This window comes from Ideonella lacteola (genome assembly GCF_038066555.1).
GTDB lineage: Bacteria > Pseudomonadota > Gammaproteobacteria > Burkholderiales > Burkholderiaceae_C > Ideonella > Ideonella lacteola.
Genome location: NZ_JBBUTG010000010.1, coordinates 196,087 through 213,481 on the forward strand (window position 1 = coordinate 196,087; position 17,395 = coordinate 213,481).

Here is a 17,395-nt window from a genome sequence, read left to right on the forward strand (position 1 = left end):
GGACAAGGCGCCGGCACTCGCCTGCTGCGCTCGACTTGCGTGCGCAGCGACGAGCCCCGGCCCCGTTCAGAGCGAGCGCAGGAAGGCCATGAGCGCTGCGCGATCCGCGGCGGACAAGGCGGCGAAGCGCTTGCGTGAGGCGGTGGCTTCACCGCCGTGCCACATCACCGCCTCGGTGAGGTTGCGCGCGCGGCCGTCGTGCAGGTAGCCCACCGTGCCTTGGCCTTCCATCGCACGGTCGGTATAGCCAAGGCCCCACAGCGGCGGCGTGCGCCACATATTGCCTTTGGCGCGGCCCTCGGTGTAGTCGTCGGCGAGGTCCGGGCCCATGTCATGCAGCAACAAGTCGGAGTACGGCTTGATGGTCTGAGTGCGAAGCTCTTCCATCAGGTGGCCCTTGCCGGTCTTCATTTCTGCGACGTGGCACGCCGTGCAGCGCAAGGTGTTGTTGAACAGCTTGGCACCCGCGGCGACCTGCTTCGGGTTGACATCCAGGTCCTTGAGCGGCGAGACGCCCTTCGGGAACCCGCTGGCCAGGCTGCGCTGCGCCGGCACCGCCAGCAACTGCAGGTACTGCTCGATCTTCTGCAGTTCTTCGGCCGAAACGCCGCGATCAGGCTTGCCCGTCTTGCAGGTGGCGGGGCCGGCCAGGCAGTCGCGGCTGGGGTAGATCGGCGAAGTGACCGACATGTCGTCCAGCAGCGCGCTGGCGGCCTGGTGACGCAGGCTCACCTTCGAAGCCTTCCAGCCGAAGCGGCCGAGCCGCACGTCGCCCGTCTCAGGGTCGTACACGTAGTTGGCCTGGCCCTTGACGCCGTCGGCGTCGGGCGTCTGGCGCACCCGCGAGAGGATGTCCGATTCGAGCACCGATTCGAGCAGCCCTCCGCCGATCAGCGGCATGGCGGCGCGCAGCGAGTAGATGGCCGGCTTGTCGCCATCAAACTCCACCAGCGGCTGGCGCAACACGACCTTGGTGCCGTCGTCCAACAAGACTTCCTTGTTGGTGAAGCTCTTCACCCGCACGCCGGTGCCCCAGTCCTGCGGCTTGCCGTCACTGGACGCCGCGTTCATCTGCACGGCCGCACCATATCGGTCGTGAGGCACCTGTTTGCCATCGGCATTGAGCATGGCCGCGCGCAAGGCCATGTGATCCAGCTTCTGGCCGATTTCAGATGGGGCAGGGCTGCGGCCGTTGTTGACGTGGCAGCCAAAGCACGAGCTCTGGTTGAAGCGCGGCCCGAGCAGGCCGATGGCCGGGTCGTAGCGGTCGTTGCCGGGCTCGTTGTGCTCGCCGGTGCGCATGTTCGTGTGCAGCAGTCGCCGCCCTTCCACGAAGCGCTGCATGTTCTCCATGCCGATGTTGTTCTGCTGCTGCTGGAACATGTACGCGCCGTTGTCGGCATAGTCGTACGAGACCGAGCCGATGCCGCCCTGCAGCGTTTCAGCGGGCAGCGGTGCGTTCATCAGCCGCGGCTGCACCCCGTACCACGGGCGCAGGCCCGTGCCCATCACGTAGGTCAGTTCCGTCGTGTAGTAGCGCAGGCCACCCAGGTCTGAGCCCATGGCTTCGCGGGTGGAGAAGAACGACGGGGTGAACTCGATCACGTCACCGGCCACCAACGGTCGCGCCGGGATGGTGCGGCCATTGGGAACGAGCACGCCGTTGGCATCGGGGCTGAGGTCGGCGTGTCCGGGGTAGCTGTCCACCGTCACGCTGCAGCCGTCGTTCAGGCCGCTGTCGTTGAGCAGCTTGCCGTTGGGCGGCTTGGGCACCACCGGGCAGTCGGCACGGCCCGTGCCGTAGAGGTCTGGGTCAACCAATTGGCCCGACGCCATCCAGCCATAGCCGGTGACGCCCGGGCGGTCGAAGCCACGGAAGAACGAGTGGCCACCAGCCAGCTGCGCTTGCTGGTAGTACTGGTTCACGCGCAGGGTGGGCTTGGTGATGCCCGCGACGCGGCTGTTGTCGATGATCTCGACGCCCCAGCTGCGGTTCTTGAAATAGTTGGGGACGAAGTTCAGGTACGCGCCGGGCCCTTTGTCCACGGGGTTGCCCGCGCCGTCGACCGTCTCATTGGGCCCGTAGCCGATCTCGTTCCAGTCTTCACCGCGCTCGCGGGCGTGGCGGCTGCGGCCCACCACGCCGAAGCGGGTGACGAGCGTGCCGTCTGCCAGCGTGAACTGGGTCGACTCCAGCGGCGGCTGCTTCAGCGGCAGCATCGGCACGTAGGCGTCGGTCTTGGGCACATCCGTCGGCGAGGTGGCCAGCTTCGGCAGTGTGTTGTCGCTGCCAGGCGTCTTGAACTCCACCTCGTAGAGCGAGTAGGGGTACTGCGTCCCGCGGGTCACGCCTTGCAGGCGCAGATAGCGGTTCGTGACGCTGAGGTTGAAGTACTCCTCGGTGCCGCCGGCGCCGGCCGTCTGCTTTCGCAGGTCTTTCCATTTCACGCCGTCGTCTGACACCTGCAGCGTGTAGGCCTTGCCGTACGCGTTCTCCCAGGTCAGCTTCAGGTAGCCCAACTCGACCTTCTTGCCGAAGTCGAACTGGATCCACGCGTTGTCGGCGTTGTTGCCGGCCCAGCGCGTGCTCATATTGCCGTCGATGGCGTTCTTCGGGACCATGTTCCCGTCGTACCCCGAGGCGGTGGCCGTCACCGGCTTGATCGGAACGCCTGGGCCCTTGGCCTCGACTCGCTCGGGCGCTTGGCCCACATCGCCGGCCTGGCCCGAGGCATCGACCGCGAGGGCCGTGGCACGGCCAGCATCGGCTTCGTTCTGGTCGGTGGCGCCGGGGTCTTCGCCGCCACCACATGCAGCGAGTGACGCCACCAGAACAATGGCCGCCGAATGGGTGGCCGCCATGCGTCGAGCAGCACCTGGGCCGCGTTCAGTCGACATGCTGGACTCCTCTTTGGAAACGGTTCTAAAGCGGTGCCGATGGTGAGGGCTCCGCCGTCTCCGCTGCGCGCTGAGGTGTAAAGCAATGTTTCTGAAGAGGTGCGGCAACGGACCGGCCGGCCCGTGTGAAACGCCGCTCCCAACTCACTTACGATTTCTCGCAAAGGCTGCGTCGCGGCATGGGCTCGCGGCCGCGGGCTGGGCGGTGGCGCGGTGGAGGGGACGAGGAGCCGGAAGGAGGGCGGGGCAGCTCAGACCACGCGGATCCCCCCGGCCTCAAAACACATCCAGCGTCGGGAAATGGTCGACCTCGCGAAGGCAGCTCCACAGCGTGCAGGCGACACCGAGGTCGCCTGTCCACAGGCTGTGGCGGCCCTGGCCGTGGCGTGCTCGTGCGGCTTCGACCTGTTCGGCGGCATGCAGGGCAAGCTGGCGGGCGCGGGCGAGCCACAGCGGTTCATTCCAGCGGCGCCACAGCTTGAGGCAGGCCATCGCACTGCCGGCCGTGCCGTGGCACAGCGAGGGGCCTTTGCTCAGGGGGCCTGCGTGCCAGGTGAGTTCGCCGGCGGCGCGCAGCATGTCGTCGGGGGCGTGGGGCGAGCCGGCCAGGCGGCAGATGATGCCGGGCGCGCCGTGGCAGTCTTGCACCAGTGGCCGCCCACCCTTGGCCAGCATGGCCGCAATGCGCTCTGGGTCGACCAGCACATGCCAGTTCACCAGGTCCACAGCGCCCTGCGGCGTTGGCAGCGTGGCATGCAGCGCTGTGGCGACCAGCGTTTGCAGCGAGCGCTGCTCGATCGTCGCCACGGTGGCGGCGTCGGCCCAGCGGCTGGCGCGCAGTGCGGCGAACGCATTGCCCGCCAGCCCGTGCCCCGCCCCGAGAAAGCGGCTGCGCCGGCCATACAGGTCTTGATGCCAGATCCAGGTGCCGGTGTCCGGGTCCAGCACCATGTCGCTCAACAGTGCCTCGGTGGCCTCACTCAAGAGGGCCGCCCATCGCTGCGCCTCGTGTTCGTCGCGCATGGCCTCGGCGGCATGGATGGCGGCGAGCATGCTGCCTGCGTTGCCCCACAGCGGTTCTTGCGGACTGTTGTGCAAGTTGCTCTTCACGACGAGGTAGAGGCGCTCGGCGTACTCACTGCGCTGCGTGGCTTGCCAAGCCAACAGCAGCGGGGCGCTTTCGCCGAAGAGGTACGACGCGCAGCCGTGCATCTCTTCGGCCGACTCGCGTTGCATGCAGGCGGGGTACTGTTCGATCCAGTGCGTGTAGTCGCGCTGGATCGCCACCGCGCCTTGCGCAGACAGATGACGCAGCGCCCAGACCGCCCCAGACGCACCCCAGTAGAAGTTGAACGAGCGGGCGCCGGGCTCGGGCGGATCGTCCTGGGGGTGCCACGCCCAGTGGCCCTGCGCCTCGTCGAACTCGTCCTCTGCCGCGGCGCAGATGCGCTGAATGGCCGCGCGCGCGGCGGCATCGCTCCAGGGGGTGGTGGTCAGCGGCTCGTGGCGCTGGGGGTCGAAGAGGTCGGAAGCTTGTGGGGGCGTGGGCATCGCCTCAGGTTACGCAAGCCCCTTCTCAAAGGCAAGGCGGCAAGACGCCGATCCCCGCGCGCCGCTGGCTGCGGGCGAGGTGCGTCCATCGGCCCGTTCGGGCGATGTCGTTGCAGCGTCATCGAGGCTGGTCGAGCTGAATGGCACCACTCGCGAGGTGACGCCGGTAGTCCGAAATGGGGATGGCGGCCGAGCCCCGCGAATCCTCGTCGTTCCAGCTGATCGTGGCGTCGTGTGCGGTCTCGGCAATCTCGCAGGGCCCGCGGCGAATCGTGATGTTGGGGCCGTCCCCTTCGCGGTACTCGACCTTTCCACTGATGTGCGCTTTCTTGATCATGATCTCTCCGAGGCTGGCCTTTCGAGTTGATGTCCCACGAGGGGCACCACCGCGTTGCGCGGTGCGAACTCTGGGGGCAAATCCCGGGCCTGACCGGCAGCTGTGGAGCGCTGAAGAGTCACGGGCTTCTTCGTGATGCTCGGATGGGGCCGCGGGCCGGCGGACAGCACTTTGATGTTTCCATGAGTCTCAACGCGTTCGCCTGACTCTGGCCAGACTGGCTGCCTGAGCGCCCGCACGAGCGACCGCTCCGGTGCGCGGCGGCACCCCGCGGCCTGTACGGCCGGCCAGCTTGTCGCTGCAGTAGGCGGCCGATGTAATGCCCTTCATCGCAGAAGCACTTTGCTTGAAGGAGCTGCACATGTCTGCTGTCGCGCAAGCGCCAACCACCACGCTGGCCAAATCCACCGCCGTCACCCAAGGACTCGACTTTCCCACCGAGACCCGACCCCACGTGGAGCTGAGCGTGAAAGATGTTCAGCGCTCGGTTGTCTTTTACCAGGCGCTCTTCAATCGACCGCCTGTCGAAGTGGGGGAAGGTTTTGCCCGGTTCAATCCGTACAACCCGGCCGTCGACTTCGTGCTGCGTGAGGATTCAGCGGCAACTCGGCGCGACGGCCACATGGGCATCCAGCTCAAGACCACCGCCGACATCGCCCGCTACAAGCAACGCGTCGAAGCCAAGGGGTTCTCGGCCCAGCTCGAAGAAGCCGAGACCGCCTGCTGCTTCTCGGTGGCCAACAAGGCGTGGATCGACGACCCCGATGGCAACCAGTGGGAGATCTTCGTCGTGACGGGCGAGGCGACCAGCGAGATCCGTTGTGGCCCGACCTGTGCCTGCGAAGCCGGCGGCTGCAATTGACGCCACGGCCCGCGTTCGCCATCCACCTCTCACGGAGAAGATCCATGACATCCAGCATCTGGGGCCTGGCCAAGACCAACCCGCCACCCACGGCCGACAGCGCCGTCGAGTTCCCGACGAAGACGCGCTTTCACATCGCGTTGAACGTCAAGAAGGTCGAGCCGATGATCCCCTTCTACGAGGTTCTCTTCGGCGTGACGCCGCACACGGTGAGAGAGGGCTACGCCAAGTTCGATCTGCGCGAGCCGCCGCTCAACTTCTCGCTGAACGAGGTGCCCAAGAACGCCAAGGGCAACGGTCGATTCGGCATCGAGGTGAAAGACACGCAGGTGATCGACCGCATGGTCGCGCGGCTGCAAACCTCGTCTTACGTCTGGGCGCACACCACCGCTCAGCAACCCCACCTGCAGGTCATCGATCCTGAAGGCAATGTCTGGCGAATCTACGGCGCCAAGGCGGCCGAGATCTCGGCCACTCTGCACTGAGCTGGTCCGCCAGCCCGCCCACCATCCCCCCACACAACGGAGCGAGATATGAACCTGAGCAAGAACGTCACCGGCATGACCGAGACCCACGACGGCGTCGATGTCGATGTGGTCGGCCCCGAAATCCGGGTCGACAAGATGCAGGCCATGGCCAACAAGTGCGCCCCCGGCGGCCCCGGCTGCGAGGACGACTGCTGCGAAGAAGACTTCAAGGCCCGCCTGAAGGGCGTGAAGGTCGACGGCATCGACGGCAACGTGACGATGCACGTGCTGGGCGCGATCAAGGCGGCCGAAGTGGCCAACAACCTGTCGCGCTGCAACTGCTACGACAAGGCCTGAGCGCCTTCAGTCGACCTCAACCTCATTCCGGGAGACCTGCACATGGACATGGCAGTTTCAGAATCGAAAAAGGACACGGTCAAGTCCGTGTACGGGGAAGCCGCGAAGGCGCCGGCGGGCTTGTGCTGCCCGCAGTCGTACCGCGCTGACCTGCTCGCGCACGTTCCGAAGGAAGCCCTCGATCGCAACTACGGCTGCGGCAGCCCGCTGCTCAAGGCGGGCGTGGGCAACGGCGAGGTCGTGCTCGATCTGGGCTCGGGCGTCGGCATCGATTGCTTCGTGGCCGCCAAGATGGTGGGCAAGACCGGCAAGGTCATCGGCATCGACATGACCGACGACATGCTGCAGCAGGCTGGCGAGTTCAACAAGATCGTCGCCAAGAACCTGGGCTTCGACGTCGTCGAGTTCCGCAAGGGCGTGATCGAGGAGTTGCCGGTCGCTGACAACAGCGTCGATCTGGTGATCTCGAACTGCGTGCTGAACCTGTCGCCGAAGAAAGACGAGGTCCTGAAGGAAATCCTGCGGGTGCTGAAGCCGGGCGGCCGCATGGTGATTTCAGACATCGTCGTCGATCGCGACATCGATCCGGAAGACCAGGACAACGAGATCCTCTGGGCCGAGTGCTACACCGGCGCCATCCCCGTGGGCCGCCTGGTCGACACCTACGAGAGCATCGGCTTCCTCGGCCTCACGCAGCTGGCCGAGACCCCGTGGCGCGAGCTGGAGGGCTACAACTTCGGCTCCTTGACGCTGCGCGCGTTCAAGCTGCCGCGGTCCTCCGAATGCCACTATGGCGGCCACATCGCCGTCTACCTCGGCCCTTACGCCAGCGTGAAGGACGAGGAAGACCACGAGTTCAAGCGCTTCGAAGCGGTGGAAGTGTGTGATGCCACCGCCGACCGTTTGCGCCTGTCGCCGTACGCCGAGGCCTTCTCGGTCGTGGATGTGCCGGCCCTGGCCCGTGGCGCATCGTCGTGCGGCGCCGGCGGATGTGGATCGGGCTCCGGCTGTGGCAGCGATGCCGGCGGGGCCTCGAGCTGCGGGGCCGGCGGCTGCGGCCCCGGTTCGAGTTGCGGCACGTCGGACACCGCCACCGCCACGGCGGGGCTGCGCCTGGAGTCGCCGTGCTGTGATCCCACCAACGTGGCCGCCCCATGCTGCGAGAACAACCAACCGAAAGCGGATGGCAGCCCGTGCTGCGACACCTACGCCGTCGAACAGCCCGCTGGCTGTGGATGTGCCCCGCCGTCGCCCGCCGCCATCGCTGCGGCCCAGGCGGCGCTGGCGAAGGCCAGTGCCAGCGCGAGCAGCAGCTGCTGCGACAGTGGCTCGTCGTGTGGCAGCGGCAGCTCATGCGGCTCCGGTGCCGCGACATCGGCCAGCTCGGCCGACGCGGCCGCCGGGCCGGAGTGCTGCCCCTGCGACACCGAAGCCAAGGCTGAAGGCACCGCCTGCTGCGGCAGCGGCTGCGGCACCTGCGGCTGCAGCTGAGCGGGCCGCGTTGAAGTGACCAGGCCGGGCCGCCCCGCGCTGCGCGTGGCGGCGGCTCGAAGCCTTCTGCATCAGACCACCAGGCGAGGACAGTGTTCATGGAAGCAACGGTGCCGCGTACCAAAGCGTTCGACATCCATCAGATTCGGCAGGACTTCCCCATCCTGCAGCAGCAGGCCTGCGGCAAGCCCTTGGTCTACCTGGACAGCGCCGCCAGCAGCCAGACGCCCCGCGTGGTGATCGATCGGCTGCACCGCTACCAATCCAGCGAGCACTCGAACGTCCATCGCAGCGTTCACTCGCTGGGCTCGAACGCCACGCTGGCCTTCGAGGGCGCGCGGAAGAAGGTGGCCGAATTCATCAACGCCGGTTCCGAGAAGGAGATCGTGTTCACCAGGGGGGCGACCGATTCAGTCAACCTGGTGATGCACAGCTTCGGACGCCGGAATCTTCGCTCGGGTGACGAGATCATCGTCACCGGCTTGGAGCATCACTCCAACATCGTGCCCTGGCAGATGCTGTGCGAAGAGGTGGGGGCCGTGCTGCGGGTGGTGCCCATCGATGCGCGCGGCGAGTTGGACCTCGCCGCCTATCACCGCCTGCTCGGACCGCGCACCCGGCTGGTGGCGATGACGCAGGTGTCCAACTCGATCGGCACCGTGAACCCGGTTCAGGACATGGTCGCCTCGGCTCGAAAGGTGGGGGCGGTCACGCTGATCGATGGCGCCCAGGCCGTGCCGCACATGCCGGTCGATGTGCGTGCGCTGGAGTGCGACTACTACCTCTTCTCGGGGCACAAGATGTGCGGCCCGACCGGCATCGGCGTGCTCTACACCGGCCCCAATGTCCAAGAGCGCATGGGCCCGTATCTGGGCGGGGGCGACATGATCCTGCGCGTGACCTTCGAGAAGACGGTCTACAACGTGCCGCCGCAAAAGTTCGAGGCAGGAACGCCACCGATCGCCGGTGCCATTGGGCTCGGTGCTGCGGTCGACTACCTGCAATCGGTGGGCATGCGCGAGATCCAGCAATACGAAGGCGAGTTGCTCGACTACGCGTTGGAACGCATCGCCGAGATCGACGGCGTTCGTGTGATCGGCACCGCCCGCCACAAGGCGTCGGTGTTGTCGTTCATGGTCGATGACATCCACCCGCACGATGTGGGCAGCCTGCTCAATGGCTACGGCGTGGCGATCCGTGCCGGCCACCACTGCGCCCAGCCGGTGATGGACCATTTCGACGTGCCCGCCACGGCGCGGGCGTCGTTCGCGCTCTACAACACGCTCGACGATGTGGATGCGCTGATCGACGGTGTACGCAACGTCAAGCGCATCCTCTCGAGCCAGTGAGCGCCGCACGCCATGACCTTGTCCCATGACGTGTCGAGCAGCGAGGCGAACGAGGCCCTGATCCTGTATCAGGGCGAGATCGTGAAGTTCGGCCGTTCGCCGCACAACTTCGGCGAGTTGGCCGGGGCGAATGTGCAGGCGCACGGCGACAGCCCGATCTGCGGCGATCACATGACGCTGTACCTCGACTTTCGTGCCGCCACGATCATGGCGGCCCAGTTCACCAGCAGCGCCTGCTGTGCCGTGTGCAAGGCCTCGGCCTCGATGATGACCGACATGCTCAAGCACAAGTCGCTCATTGAAGTGCACCTGCTGCGGCGGGCCTTTCTTCGCACGATCGAGCATGGCGATGCCCTGCCGCTCGACCGCACGTTGCTGGGCCCGCTCACCGTGTTCGAGCGTCTTCGGCACATCCCGTCGCGCGTGGAGTGCGCCATGCTGCCGTGGACGACGCTGGAAACAGCGCTGGCACAACCGCTGATGACCGAGCCGCCCGCCGAGCCGCGTGGACGCCCCGTCGGGAGATCCCCCCAATGAACCAGCTTCCTGTCGTTGTCATCGGCGCGGGGCCCATCGGCCTGGCCGCCATCTCGCGCCTGCTGGAGCGAGGCGAAACACCCCTCGTGTTCGAAGCGGCGCCCCATGCGGCGGCGGCGGTTCGGCAGTGGAGCCATGTGCGCATGTTCTCGTCCTGGGGCATGAACATGGACATGAGCGCCATGAAGCTCCTGAAAGAGCAGGGCTGGACGGCGCCGGCGGCCGAAGGCTTTCCCACCGGGGCCGAGCTGGTGTCGCAGTACCTCGACCCGCTGGCCAAGTTGCCCGCCGTCGCGCGATGCATCCGCTACGGCCACCGCGTGGTGTCGGTCAGCCGCCTGGGTTTCGACAAGCTGCGCCGCGTCGGGCGCGAAGAGGCGCCTTTCGAGCTGCACATCGCGCAAGCCTCCGGCGATCACACCCGCGTGTTGGCCCGGGCCGTCATCGATGCCTCGGGAACCTGGGGCAGCCCCAGCCCTGGCGGCCACTCCGGCTTGCCGGCGGTCGGTGAACCGGGCAATCCGCGGGTGGCCTATGGCATCCCGGATGTCCGGGGCGAGGCGGCGGGCCGCTATGCCGGCCGGGACGTCTTCGTGCTGGGCGGTGGCCACTCGGCCATCAACGTGTTGCTGGACCTGGCCGCGTCGAGAGAGGGCGGCCGGGGCCAGATCACGTGGGTGACGCGCGGGCCGACGCCGGTGGTGCAGACCACCGGGTCGACCGTGGAAACCTTGCTGCCCGAGCGGGCCAGCGCGCTGACGCAGCTGACGGCCTTGGTGCGCAAGGGCGCGATCCAGGCGGTCAGTCACTTCGCGCTGGAAGAAGTGGGCCAGCTTGGCAAGGAAGGGCGCTTGATGCTGCGAGGGCTGCGCAACGGCCGCCACTCCATCCTCGAAGGCGATGAGCTCGTCGTGTGCACCGGCTTCCGGCCCGATCTCTCGGTGCTCGGCGAGCTGCATGTGGCGCTTGACCCGTGGCTGGAGGCCACCGCGGGCGTGGGTGGCTTGATCCGCCAGGCGGCAGATCAGGGGCAGGCCATACCGCAGCCGTATGGCGCGGCGACCTTGGCCCATCCAGAGCGCGATCTGTTCACTGTGGGCATGAAGAGCCACGGCCGCGCGCCCAACTTCTTCCTGTTCTACGGCTACGAGCAGGTGCGGTCGGTCGCCGCCTGGCTGGCCGGCGACATGGAGGCGGCCAACCGCATCGACTTCCAGTTGCCTGAAGGGGCTGTTTGTGGCGGCTGCGGTGACGGGGCCTGCTGCGGCTCGGTCGGCGGGGCGTCGGCCTGCGGTGGTGGCGGTGGCGGCGGAGGCTGTTGCGGCACCGGCGGATCGGGCGGTGGTTGCGGCGGCGGTGGCTGCGGCTGAGCAGGTGCATCCATGAGTGGCCTGACCGTGCTGGGCGAGTTCGCCTGCTTTGGCGGTGTACAGGGCTTCTACCAGCACCTGTCGACCGCCGTGGGCCTGCCGATGCGCTTCGGCGTCTACCGGCCGCCCGAAGCCTTTCGGCAGCCCGTGCCGATGCTGTACCTTCTGGCGGGCCTGGCGTGCAACGAAGAGACCTTCGCCACCAAGGCGGGCGCGCAGCGCTGCGCGGCCGAGCACGGCTTGGTGCTCGTGTCGCCCGACACCAGCCCGCGCCGCACGGGCGTGCCTGGCGCGACGGGCGAATGGGACGTGGGCGAGGGCGCCAGCTTCTACGTCGACGCCATCCGCCCACCGTGGGCCGAACGTTTCCGCATGGAGCATTGGCTCACCGTCGAACTGCCGGAGGTTCTGGCCAGCCACTTCGCGGTGCGACGTGACCGTCTCGGCATCACCGGTCATTCGATGGGGGGACACGGTGCGCTCACGCTCGCCTTGCGCCACCCCCAGCGCTTTCGGAGTGTGTCGGCGTTCGCGCCGGTGTGCTCGGCGTCGCGCGCCCCTTGGGGGCGAAAGGCCTTCGACCGTTACTTCGGCGACGATCCCGAGGCGCGTTTGAGCCATGACGCGGTCGAGCTGCTGCGCGCCGGCGCGCGCTCAGCCCACATGCTGGTCGACGTGGGTTCAGCCGATCGTTTCCTCGCTGAGCAACTGATGCCCGATCTGCTGGAGCAGGCGTGCCGCGAAGGTGGGCAAGGCTTGACCCTTCGGCGGCAGCCCGGCCATGACCACAGCTACTTCTTCGTCAGCACCTTCATGGCCGATCACATCGCGCACCACGCGCAGGCGCTGCGATAAACGCTGCGATAAGCGCTGTGATCGGCGCTGCGACAGGCGCTCGATGCGGCTCGCGCCTATGCACCGCCCCCGGGGCAGTGGGCTGCCGGGGGAGGTGCCAAGAGCGCGCTCGACGGGGGCAAACTCAGAAGGAGCTGTTGGGTTCCTTCAGGAACGCGGCCTCGGCCTCGGTCGTGGGCCGGCCGAGGATCTCGTTGCGGTGCGGGAAGCGGCCGAAGCGCTCGACGATCTCCAGGTGCCGGCGCGCGTAGTGGTAGGACATCTCGAAGAACTGCACGTTCTGCGGCGAGCGCGTCTTCACATCCTCGCGCATCTCGTCGAACAGCTGCACGCAACGGCGCTGGTCATCGACCCGCTCCGAGTGCATCAGCGGCATGTAAAGGAACATGCGGCGCACCATCGGCAGGGTCTTGTGCTCCGGCGTGTTCAGGCCATCGACCGTCAGCCGGATGGCCAGCGAGTCGCTGCCGTACATGCCGACCTGGTCGCGGTAGATGTGGCGCGGGAACTGGTCGAGCACCAGGACGGCGCCCACTCTCTCGGCGAGGCTGGCGGGCGCCCATCCGCGCTCGGCCTCGCCGCGCAGATCGCGGTAGATCGACAGGAACTGGGTCCGGATGAACTCGTCGACCGCGGGCGACTTGGCGTTCCACCGCTGAACGGCTTCATGTTGCATCGACAACGCCGTCGAGTCGTCGACCGCGCCGAACCAGTACTGCGGCACTTCGGTCGTCAGGGTTTGGGAAAAGCTGTGGAGCGTCATCTTCGGTTCTCCTGGTTGAAAGGCATGGGGGAAAGGGGGCTGTTGGCGCGAGAGGCGACGCTAGAAGGCGTAGCGGAGCTCGGCGAAGGCGCCGCGGTTGGCCTTCAGGGGCCCGAGCTGGGGCCCAGACCCGGTGTAGAGCTGGGCTCCCAAGGTGCCGCGGACGGAATCGGTGAAGGCGTAGCCGACCATCGGCTGCACGAAGGTGCCGTCGTTGGGCAGAAAGCGCTGGACGAACACCTCGGCATCCAGCGTGTCGTGCAGCCACGCGTTGCTGATGCGCAGCGTCACACCGTGCACCCACGGCCGCTGCTGCATGAAGGTGGCGGCGTTGAACGCACCGGCCCACTGATACCGCGGCGGCAGGTTGGTGGGCAGGCCCCAGCTGTGCCGCGCGAAGACTTGCACATTCACGTTCAGCCGGGGAAAGAAGGTCCGGTCCACGCCCGCGACCCAGTAGACGTTTCGGCGCAGGCCCGGTTCGTGGGGCGCCACAGGGTGGGCCGGGGTGGTGTAGGCCGCCTCGAAGCGCGTGCCGTAGTCGCCGAAGTTGGTGGCCAGGTCGGCGCCGAGCATGGTGACGGTCGGATAGGTCAGCCGCAGGGTGGCTCCATCGGCGGCTTGGTTCGGCCCCGCATGCGGCCACAGGCTGCGCCCACGGAAGAGGCTGACCGACCAATCCACATCGCCGCCGGTGCGGTTCAGCCGCAGGCCCCACTGGGCGCCGGGGTGCGGCGGCTGCTCAAACCGGTAAGCCGAACGCTGCGCCAGCGGCACCGGCATCCGCGATGCCTCGAAGTCGGTCTTCCAGAGCACGGACAGGCTGGTCTCGGAGGTCCAGGCGTAGCTGCCGACGACGCCCCACAGGCCGGAGCGCTGGTCGGCGTCGAACGGCAGCAAGATGGTGGCATCGCGCGGGCTGACCACATCGGTCGGGTTGATGCCATCGGCCCGGCCCCAGGCCACGATCTGTTTGCCCAGGCGCCAGTCCCAGCGCCCTTCATTCAGCGACATGTAGCCCTCGATGAGCTGGGCTTCGCTGTGCGGATCGGACCTGCCCAGCGCGGGCGCGATGGCGCGTGCCTCCATCTTCATGGAGACCTGCTCGGTCGGCCGCGCGACTCCCTTGAGCTGCAGCGAGGTGCCGAAGAAGTCGGCCCGATCGTCCAAGGTGCGGCTCGAACCGAAGTAGTGGCCCCTGAGCGCACCACTCAGGTGGACAGCGCCGTCTCCCTCGTCGGCCCCGGCGGTGGCCCCCCAGATCGACAGCAGCAACGCGCAGCCCGCCCGACCAGCGTGTAGCGAAACGGAGGTCATCCCTTTCAGTCACGCTCCAGCGATCGGGTCGTGTACGTGTCGGCCGAGATCTTGACGTCGGTCGTGTAGCTGTCGGCGCGCACGACTGTCTTGTGGTTGGTCTGGTGGTTGACCATCTCCTTGTACTTCGGCGCCCAGCGCTGGGCCTCGGGGTCCACCAGGACGATGTCGCGAACGATCTGGGTCTTCAGCAGCCGGCCGGTCACGTCGTAGTAGACGGTCTTGACCTCGTGGAAGCTGTCCTTCGCGACCCAGGTGGTCTTGCGCGAGTAGCCGTAGTCGGCCTTCACCTGATCGTTCGCCGGCACCGATTCAACGACGTAGCAGGGCAGCCCCTCGACCGTCTCTTCGCCGGTGAGCTTGTTCTGGTAGAGGCTGACCTTCGGCGGCAGCACGTCGCCGTAGGCGAAGTCCGATCCGATGAAGCTGTCCTTGCGGTTGCTGGAGACCAGGCGGCGACTCTTGCGCAGCGCCGGCAGGTAGATCCACTGATCGTCGTCGGCCTCGGAGTGCTCGATCTGGAGGAACGAGGTGCCCTTGATGTCGGCGGGCTCCAGGAAGCGCACGAGCATGTTCGAATCGATGCCGTTCGTCTGCAGCGAGGTGAGCGCCGAGATCTTGCGCAGGCGCGTTTCGCCGCGATCGTTGATCAGGGTCATCGTGACCTGCTTGGAGAGCATCCTCGGCTTGGAGGCGAAGAAGTTCTTCTGCATGACTTCGTCGGCGCTCATGGCCTGCGCGCTGGCCGGCCACAGAAACGTCGCCGAGCTCAGCCACAGGATCGCTGCGAGCGCCTTTCTCATTGGGCCCTCGATTCGCGCAGCGGGGCGCCGTTCAACACCGGCTTGTTCGCGCCGAAGATGAACCGGGGCTTGAAGATCATCGTCATCGCCCGCAGGAAGATGATGGCGGCGAAGGCACTCACCGCCATCGTGGCCACCACCATCACGGCCAGCCGGCTGTAGAAGGCGAAGCCCGAGGTCAGCAGGAACGAGTAGCCGGCCGCGATCGACAGGGCCACATAGAGAACGGCCTTGCCCGAGGTCACCAGCGATTGCCGGGTGGCCGCCGCAACGTCGCCCCCCGCGCGCTGCAGCTCTTCGCGGAAGCGGAACAGCAAGTACAGCTCGTAGTCGGCACCGATGCCGATCGCCATCGCGGCGGTCGAGATGGTGCCCATGTCCAGCGGAATGCCGAACCAGCCCATCACCCCGAAGTTGGCCATGACCACCAGCACCAGCGGCGTCGTGACAAACAGGCCGCCGACAAAAGAGCGCAGGATGAGCGCGCTGAGCACGAAGACCACCAGCACCATCTGCGCGATGTTCTTCGTCTTGCCGGTCGTCAGCGCCTGGTTGCCGGCGATGGTTTGCGGCAGGCTGCCGCCCATGCGCACGGTCACGCCCGGGGGGAACTTGTCGCGAATCAGGGCCTCGGCCTTCTGGTGGAGCTGCTCGGCGTAGTTGGTGCTGTCCGTCTTGAGGAACACCCAGACGGCTGCCCGGCGATAGTCGTTATCCACGTAGCTGTCGAAGTCTTGCGGGTCACCCGACATCGAGTACAGCAGCAGGTACTGCGCGATCAAGGCGCGATCCGGCGGCACCAGGGCCTGGTCGGCCGCGTCGGCGTGCATCGCCTGGTTGATGCGCTTGATCAGGTCGACGATCGACTGGGTCTTGCCGACGTTGGGCTGAGCGGCCAGGAAGTCCTGGAGCTCGGCGATGGCGGTGAGGGCCTTCGGGTCCTTCAGGCTGTCGGTCTTGTCGCCTTCGACAAGGAAGTAGATGGTGTTGGTGCCGCCGAAGCGCGCATTCAGCTCACGGTCGTGAACCCGCACTTCGCTGTCAGGACGGCTGTAGGTGCGCAGGCTGTTGTCGATTTGGATCTGGCTCGCTCCGGCAGCAATGACGGCGATGACGCCGACACCGGCCGCCAGGATCAGCGGCGCGCGCCCGCCGGTCAGGCCGTTGGCCAGCCGGATCAGGATGGCATCGAGCACCTTGTGCGAACGCTCGGCGGCGGCCTCGGTCTTCGATGGCGGGCGCAGCATCGAGCGCAGCGCCGGGATCAGCGTCATCTCGAGGATCAACGCCGCCATCACGCCGGAGGCGGCGAAGACACCGAAGTGCCGGGCCACGGACACATCCGAGGTGGCGAGGGTGGCGAAGGTGATCGCGGCGATGGCGCCAGCGATCGTCATCACCGGGCCCACCCGTGCGATCGATTCGATGACGGCCTGGCGGTTCACCTCGCGGTCATCGGGCCGGGCGGTGGAGAGCCGCAGCCGGTGGAACTCTTCGTAGTAGCGCTTGAGAATCTGGATGCCGTGCCCCGCCGCCACGGACATGATCAGGATCGGCGTGGTGGTGTTCATGCCATCCATGTGCACGCCGATCAGGCCCATGAAGCCGAGCGCCCAGAGCACGCTGAGCACGGCCGTCAGGATCGGCAGCAGCATGCCCTGGAAGCTCTTGAACGACCAGTACTGGATGGCCATGATGATGAGCAGGGCCGCGCCGAAGTAGATCGGCATCTGCATCATGTGCGATTCGAACGAAGCGAAGTCGACCGGCAGGCCGCCGACGTAGATGTCGACCGAGTCGTCCCGTTCCTTGTCCAGCACCTCCTTGATCTGGCTGTACAGCGCGGCGTAGCTGGGCTTGCTCGTGTCGACCTTGAAGTCGGCGATGATCGCGGCCGCTTTGCCGTCCGGTGACACCAGCGAATTCACATAGAACGGGTTGGATTCGACGGCGCGCCGGAACGCTTCGATCTCCTGCGGGGTCGCGGGCACTTTCTCCATCACCCGTTTGACGACCAGGCCGCTGTCGTTGGCCTTGATGTCCTTCACCTTCCGGGCGGCCACGCTCATCACGTTGTGGCGGATCGCATCGGGCAGGTTCTCGATGCCTTCCTGGATGCGCTGGACCTTGGCGAGCACCTGAGGGTTGTAGATGTCGCCGCTCTTGGGCACGACGCCGATGATGGTGAAGTTGCGACCGCCGAAGACCTTCTCCAGCGCTTTGGTGGTTTGCACGTAGGGGTGCGACTGCGGTATCCAGGTGTCCTGGTCCATGTCGACCTGCAGGCTCATCAAGCGCGAGCACAGCAGCACCGTGACAACCGCCAGCAAGGCGACCACGGACTTGCGGTGGCGTATGACGAAGCCGGCGTACTGGCGATACAGATCACTCATCATCTCGTTCTCCTGATCGGGCGTCTCCCAACGCAGGGACGCCGG

At 66.8% G+C, this 17,395-nt stretch carries 15 protein-coding genes; 8 read left to right on the plus strand and 7 right to left on the minus strand.

Annotation, left to right across the window (positions count from 1 at the left end; translation table 11 throughout):
• Positions 1 to 66: 66 nt before the first annotated feature.
• The 3 genes from AACH06_RS16755 to AACH06_RS16765 all read right to left on the minus strand — a co-directional run bounded on the left by AACH06_RS16755 (position 67) and on the right by AACH06_RS16765 (position 4,786).
• Entirely contained in the window at positions 67 to 2,898 is a 2,832-nt protein-coding gene (locus tag AACH06_RS16755) for a di-heme oxidoredictase family protein (RefSeq protein ID WP_341426887.1), read from the minus strand.
• Between the two features lie 276 nt (positions 2,899 to 3,174).
• Positions 3,175 to 4,449, minus strand: a complete 1,275-nt coding sequence (locus tag AACH06_RS16760) for a lanthionine synthetase C family protein (protein WP_341426888.1) — start codon at positions 4,447 to 4,449, stop codon at positions 3,175 to 3,177.
• 118 nt (positions 4,450 to 4,567) lie between these two features.
• A complete protein-coding gene (locus tag AACH06_RS16765; RefSeq protein ID WP_341426889.1) occupies positions 4,568 to 4,786 on the minus strand; it encodes a hypothetical protein in 219 nt (72 codons plus the stop codon).
• Positions 4,787 to 5,147: 361 nt separating this feature from the next.
• Between AACH06_RS16765 and AACH06_RS16770 the strand changes: the two genes are divergently transcribed.
• The 8 genes from AACH06_RS16770 (at position 5,148) to fghA (ending at position 12,074) form a co-directional block, all read left to right on the plus strand.
• The gene (locus AACH06_RS16770) at positions 5,148 to 5,648 is read left to right on the plus strand and encodes a VOC family protein (RefSeq protein ID WP_341426890.1); all 501 of its coding nucleotides are present in this window, start codon (positions 5,148 to 5,150) and stop codon (positions 5,646 to 5,648) included.
• A 44-nt stretch (positions 5,649 to 5,692) separates the two neighbouring features.
• On the plus strand, positions 5,693 to 6,133 hold the full coding sequence (locus AACH06_RS16775) for a VOC family protein (RefSeq protein WP_341426891.1): 441 nt from the start codon (positions 5,693 to 5,695) through the stop codon (positions 6,131 to 6,133).
• 48 nt (positions 6,134 to 6,181) lie between these two features.
• A complete protein-coding gene (locus AACH06_RS16780) occupies positions 6,182 to 6,472 on the plus strand; it encodes a hypothetical protein (protein WP_341426892.1) in 291 nt (96 codons plus the stop codon).
• A gap of 48 nt (positions 6,473 to 6,520) precedes the next feature.
• Positions 6,521 to 7,963: a methyltransferase domain-containing protein gene (locus tag AACH06_RS16785; protein ID WP_341426893.1), complete on the plus strand. Its 1,443-nt coding sequence runs from the start codon at positions 6,521 to 6,523 to the stop codon at positions 7,961 to 7,963.
• A gap of 98 nt (positions 7,964 to 8,061) precedes the next feature.
• Positions 8,062 to 9,312 (plus strand): SufS family cysteine desulfurase, encoded by a 1,251-nt coding sequence (locus AACH06_RS16790; RefSeq protein ID WP_341426894.1) that lies wholly within the window; start codon positions 8,062 to 8,064, stop codon positions 9,310 to 9,312.
• 12 nt (positions 9,313 to 9,324) lie between these two features.
• A complete protein-coding gene (gene sufU, locus AACH06_RS16795; protein ID WP_341426895.1) occupies positions 9,325 to 9,849 on the plus strand; it encodes a Fe-S cluster assembly sulfur transfer protein SufU in 525 nt (174 codons plus the stop codon).
• Positions 9,846 to 11,219, plus strand: a complete 1,374-nt coding sequence (locus AACH06_RS16800; RefSeq protein WP_341426896.1) for an NAD(P)-binding domain-containing protein — start codon at positions 9,846 to 9,848, stop codon at positions 11,217 to 11,219. The genes sufU and AACH06_RS16800 overlap by 4 nt, the downstream gene beginning before the upstream one ends.
• Positions 11,220 to 11,231: 12 nt before the next feature.
• Positions 11,232 to 12,074: an S-formylglutathione hydrolase gene (gene fghA, locus AACH06_RS16805; protein WP_341426897.1), complete on the plus strand. Its 843-nt coding sequence runs from the start codon at positions 11,232 to 11,234 to the stop codon at positions 12,072 to 12,074.
• 124 nt (positions 12,075 to 12,198) lie between these two features.
• On the opposite strand, the gene AACH06_RS16810 is transcribed toward fghA, so the two are convergent.
• From AACH06_RS16810 to AACH06_RS16825, 4 genes are read right to left on the minus strand one after another with little or no spacing between them, the layout of a single operon-like run.
• Positions 12,199 to 12,837, minus strand: coding sequence for a DUF924 family protein (locus AACH06_RS16810; protein ID WP_341426898.1), 639 nt, complete (start codon positions 12,835 to 12,837; stop codon positions 12,199 to 12,201).
• A gap of 60 nt (positions 12,838 to 12,897) precedes the next feature.
• Positions 12,898 to 14,154, minus strand: a complete 1,257-nt coding sequence (locus tag AACH06_RS16815; RefSeq protein WP_341426899.1) for a DUF1302 family protein — start codon at positions 14,152 to 14,154, stop codon at positions 12,898 to 12,900.
• 5 nt (positions 14,155 to 14,159) lie between these two features.
• Complete coding sequence (locus AACH06_RS16820; protein ID WP_341426900.1) at positions 14,160 to 14,957, minus strand: outer membrane lipoprotein-sorting protein; 798 nt, start codon at positions 14,955 to 14,957, stop codon at positions 14,160 to 14,162.
• On the minus strand, positions 14,954 to 17,353 hold the full coding sequence (locus AACH06_RS16825; RefSeq protein ID WP_341426901.1) for an efflux RND transporter permease subunit: 2,400 nt from the start codon (positions 17,351 to 17,353) through the stop codon (positions 14,954 to 14,956). The genes AACH06_RS16820 and AACH06_RS16825 overlap by 4 nt, the downstream gene beginning before the upstream one ends.
• Positions 17,354 to 17,395: the final 42 nt, after the last annotated feature.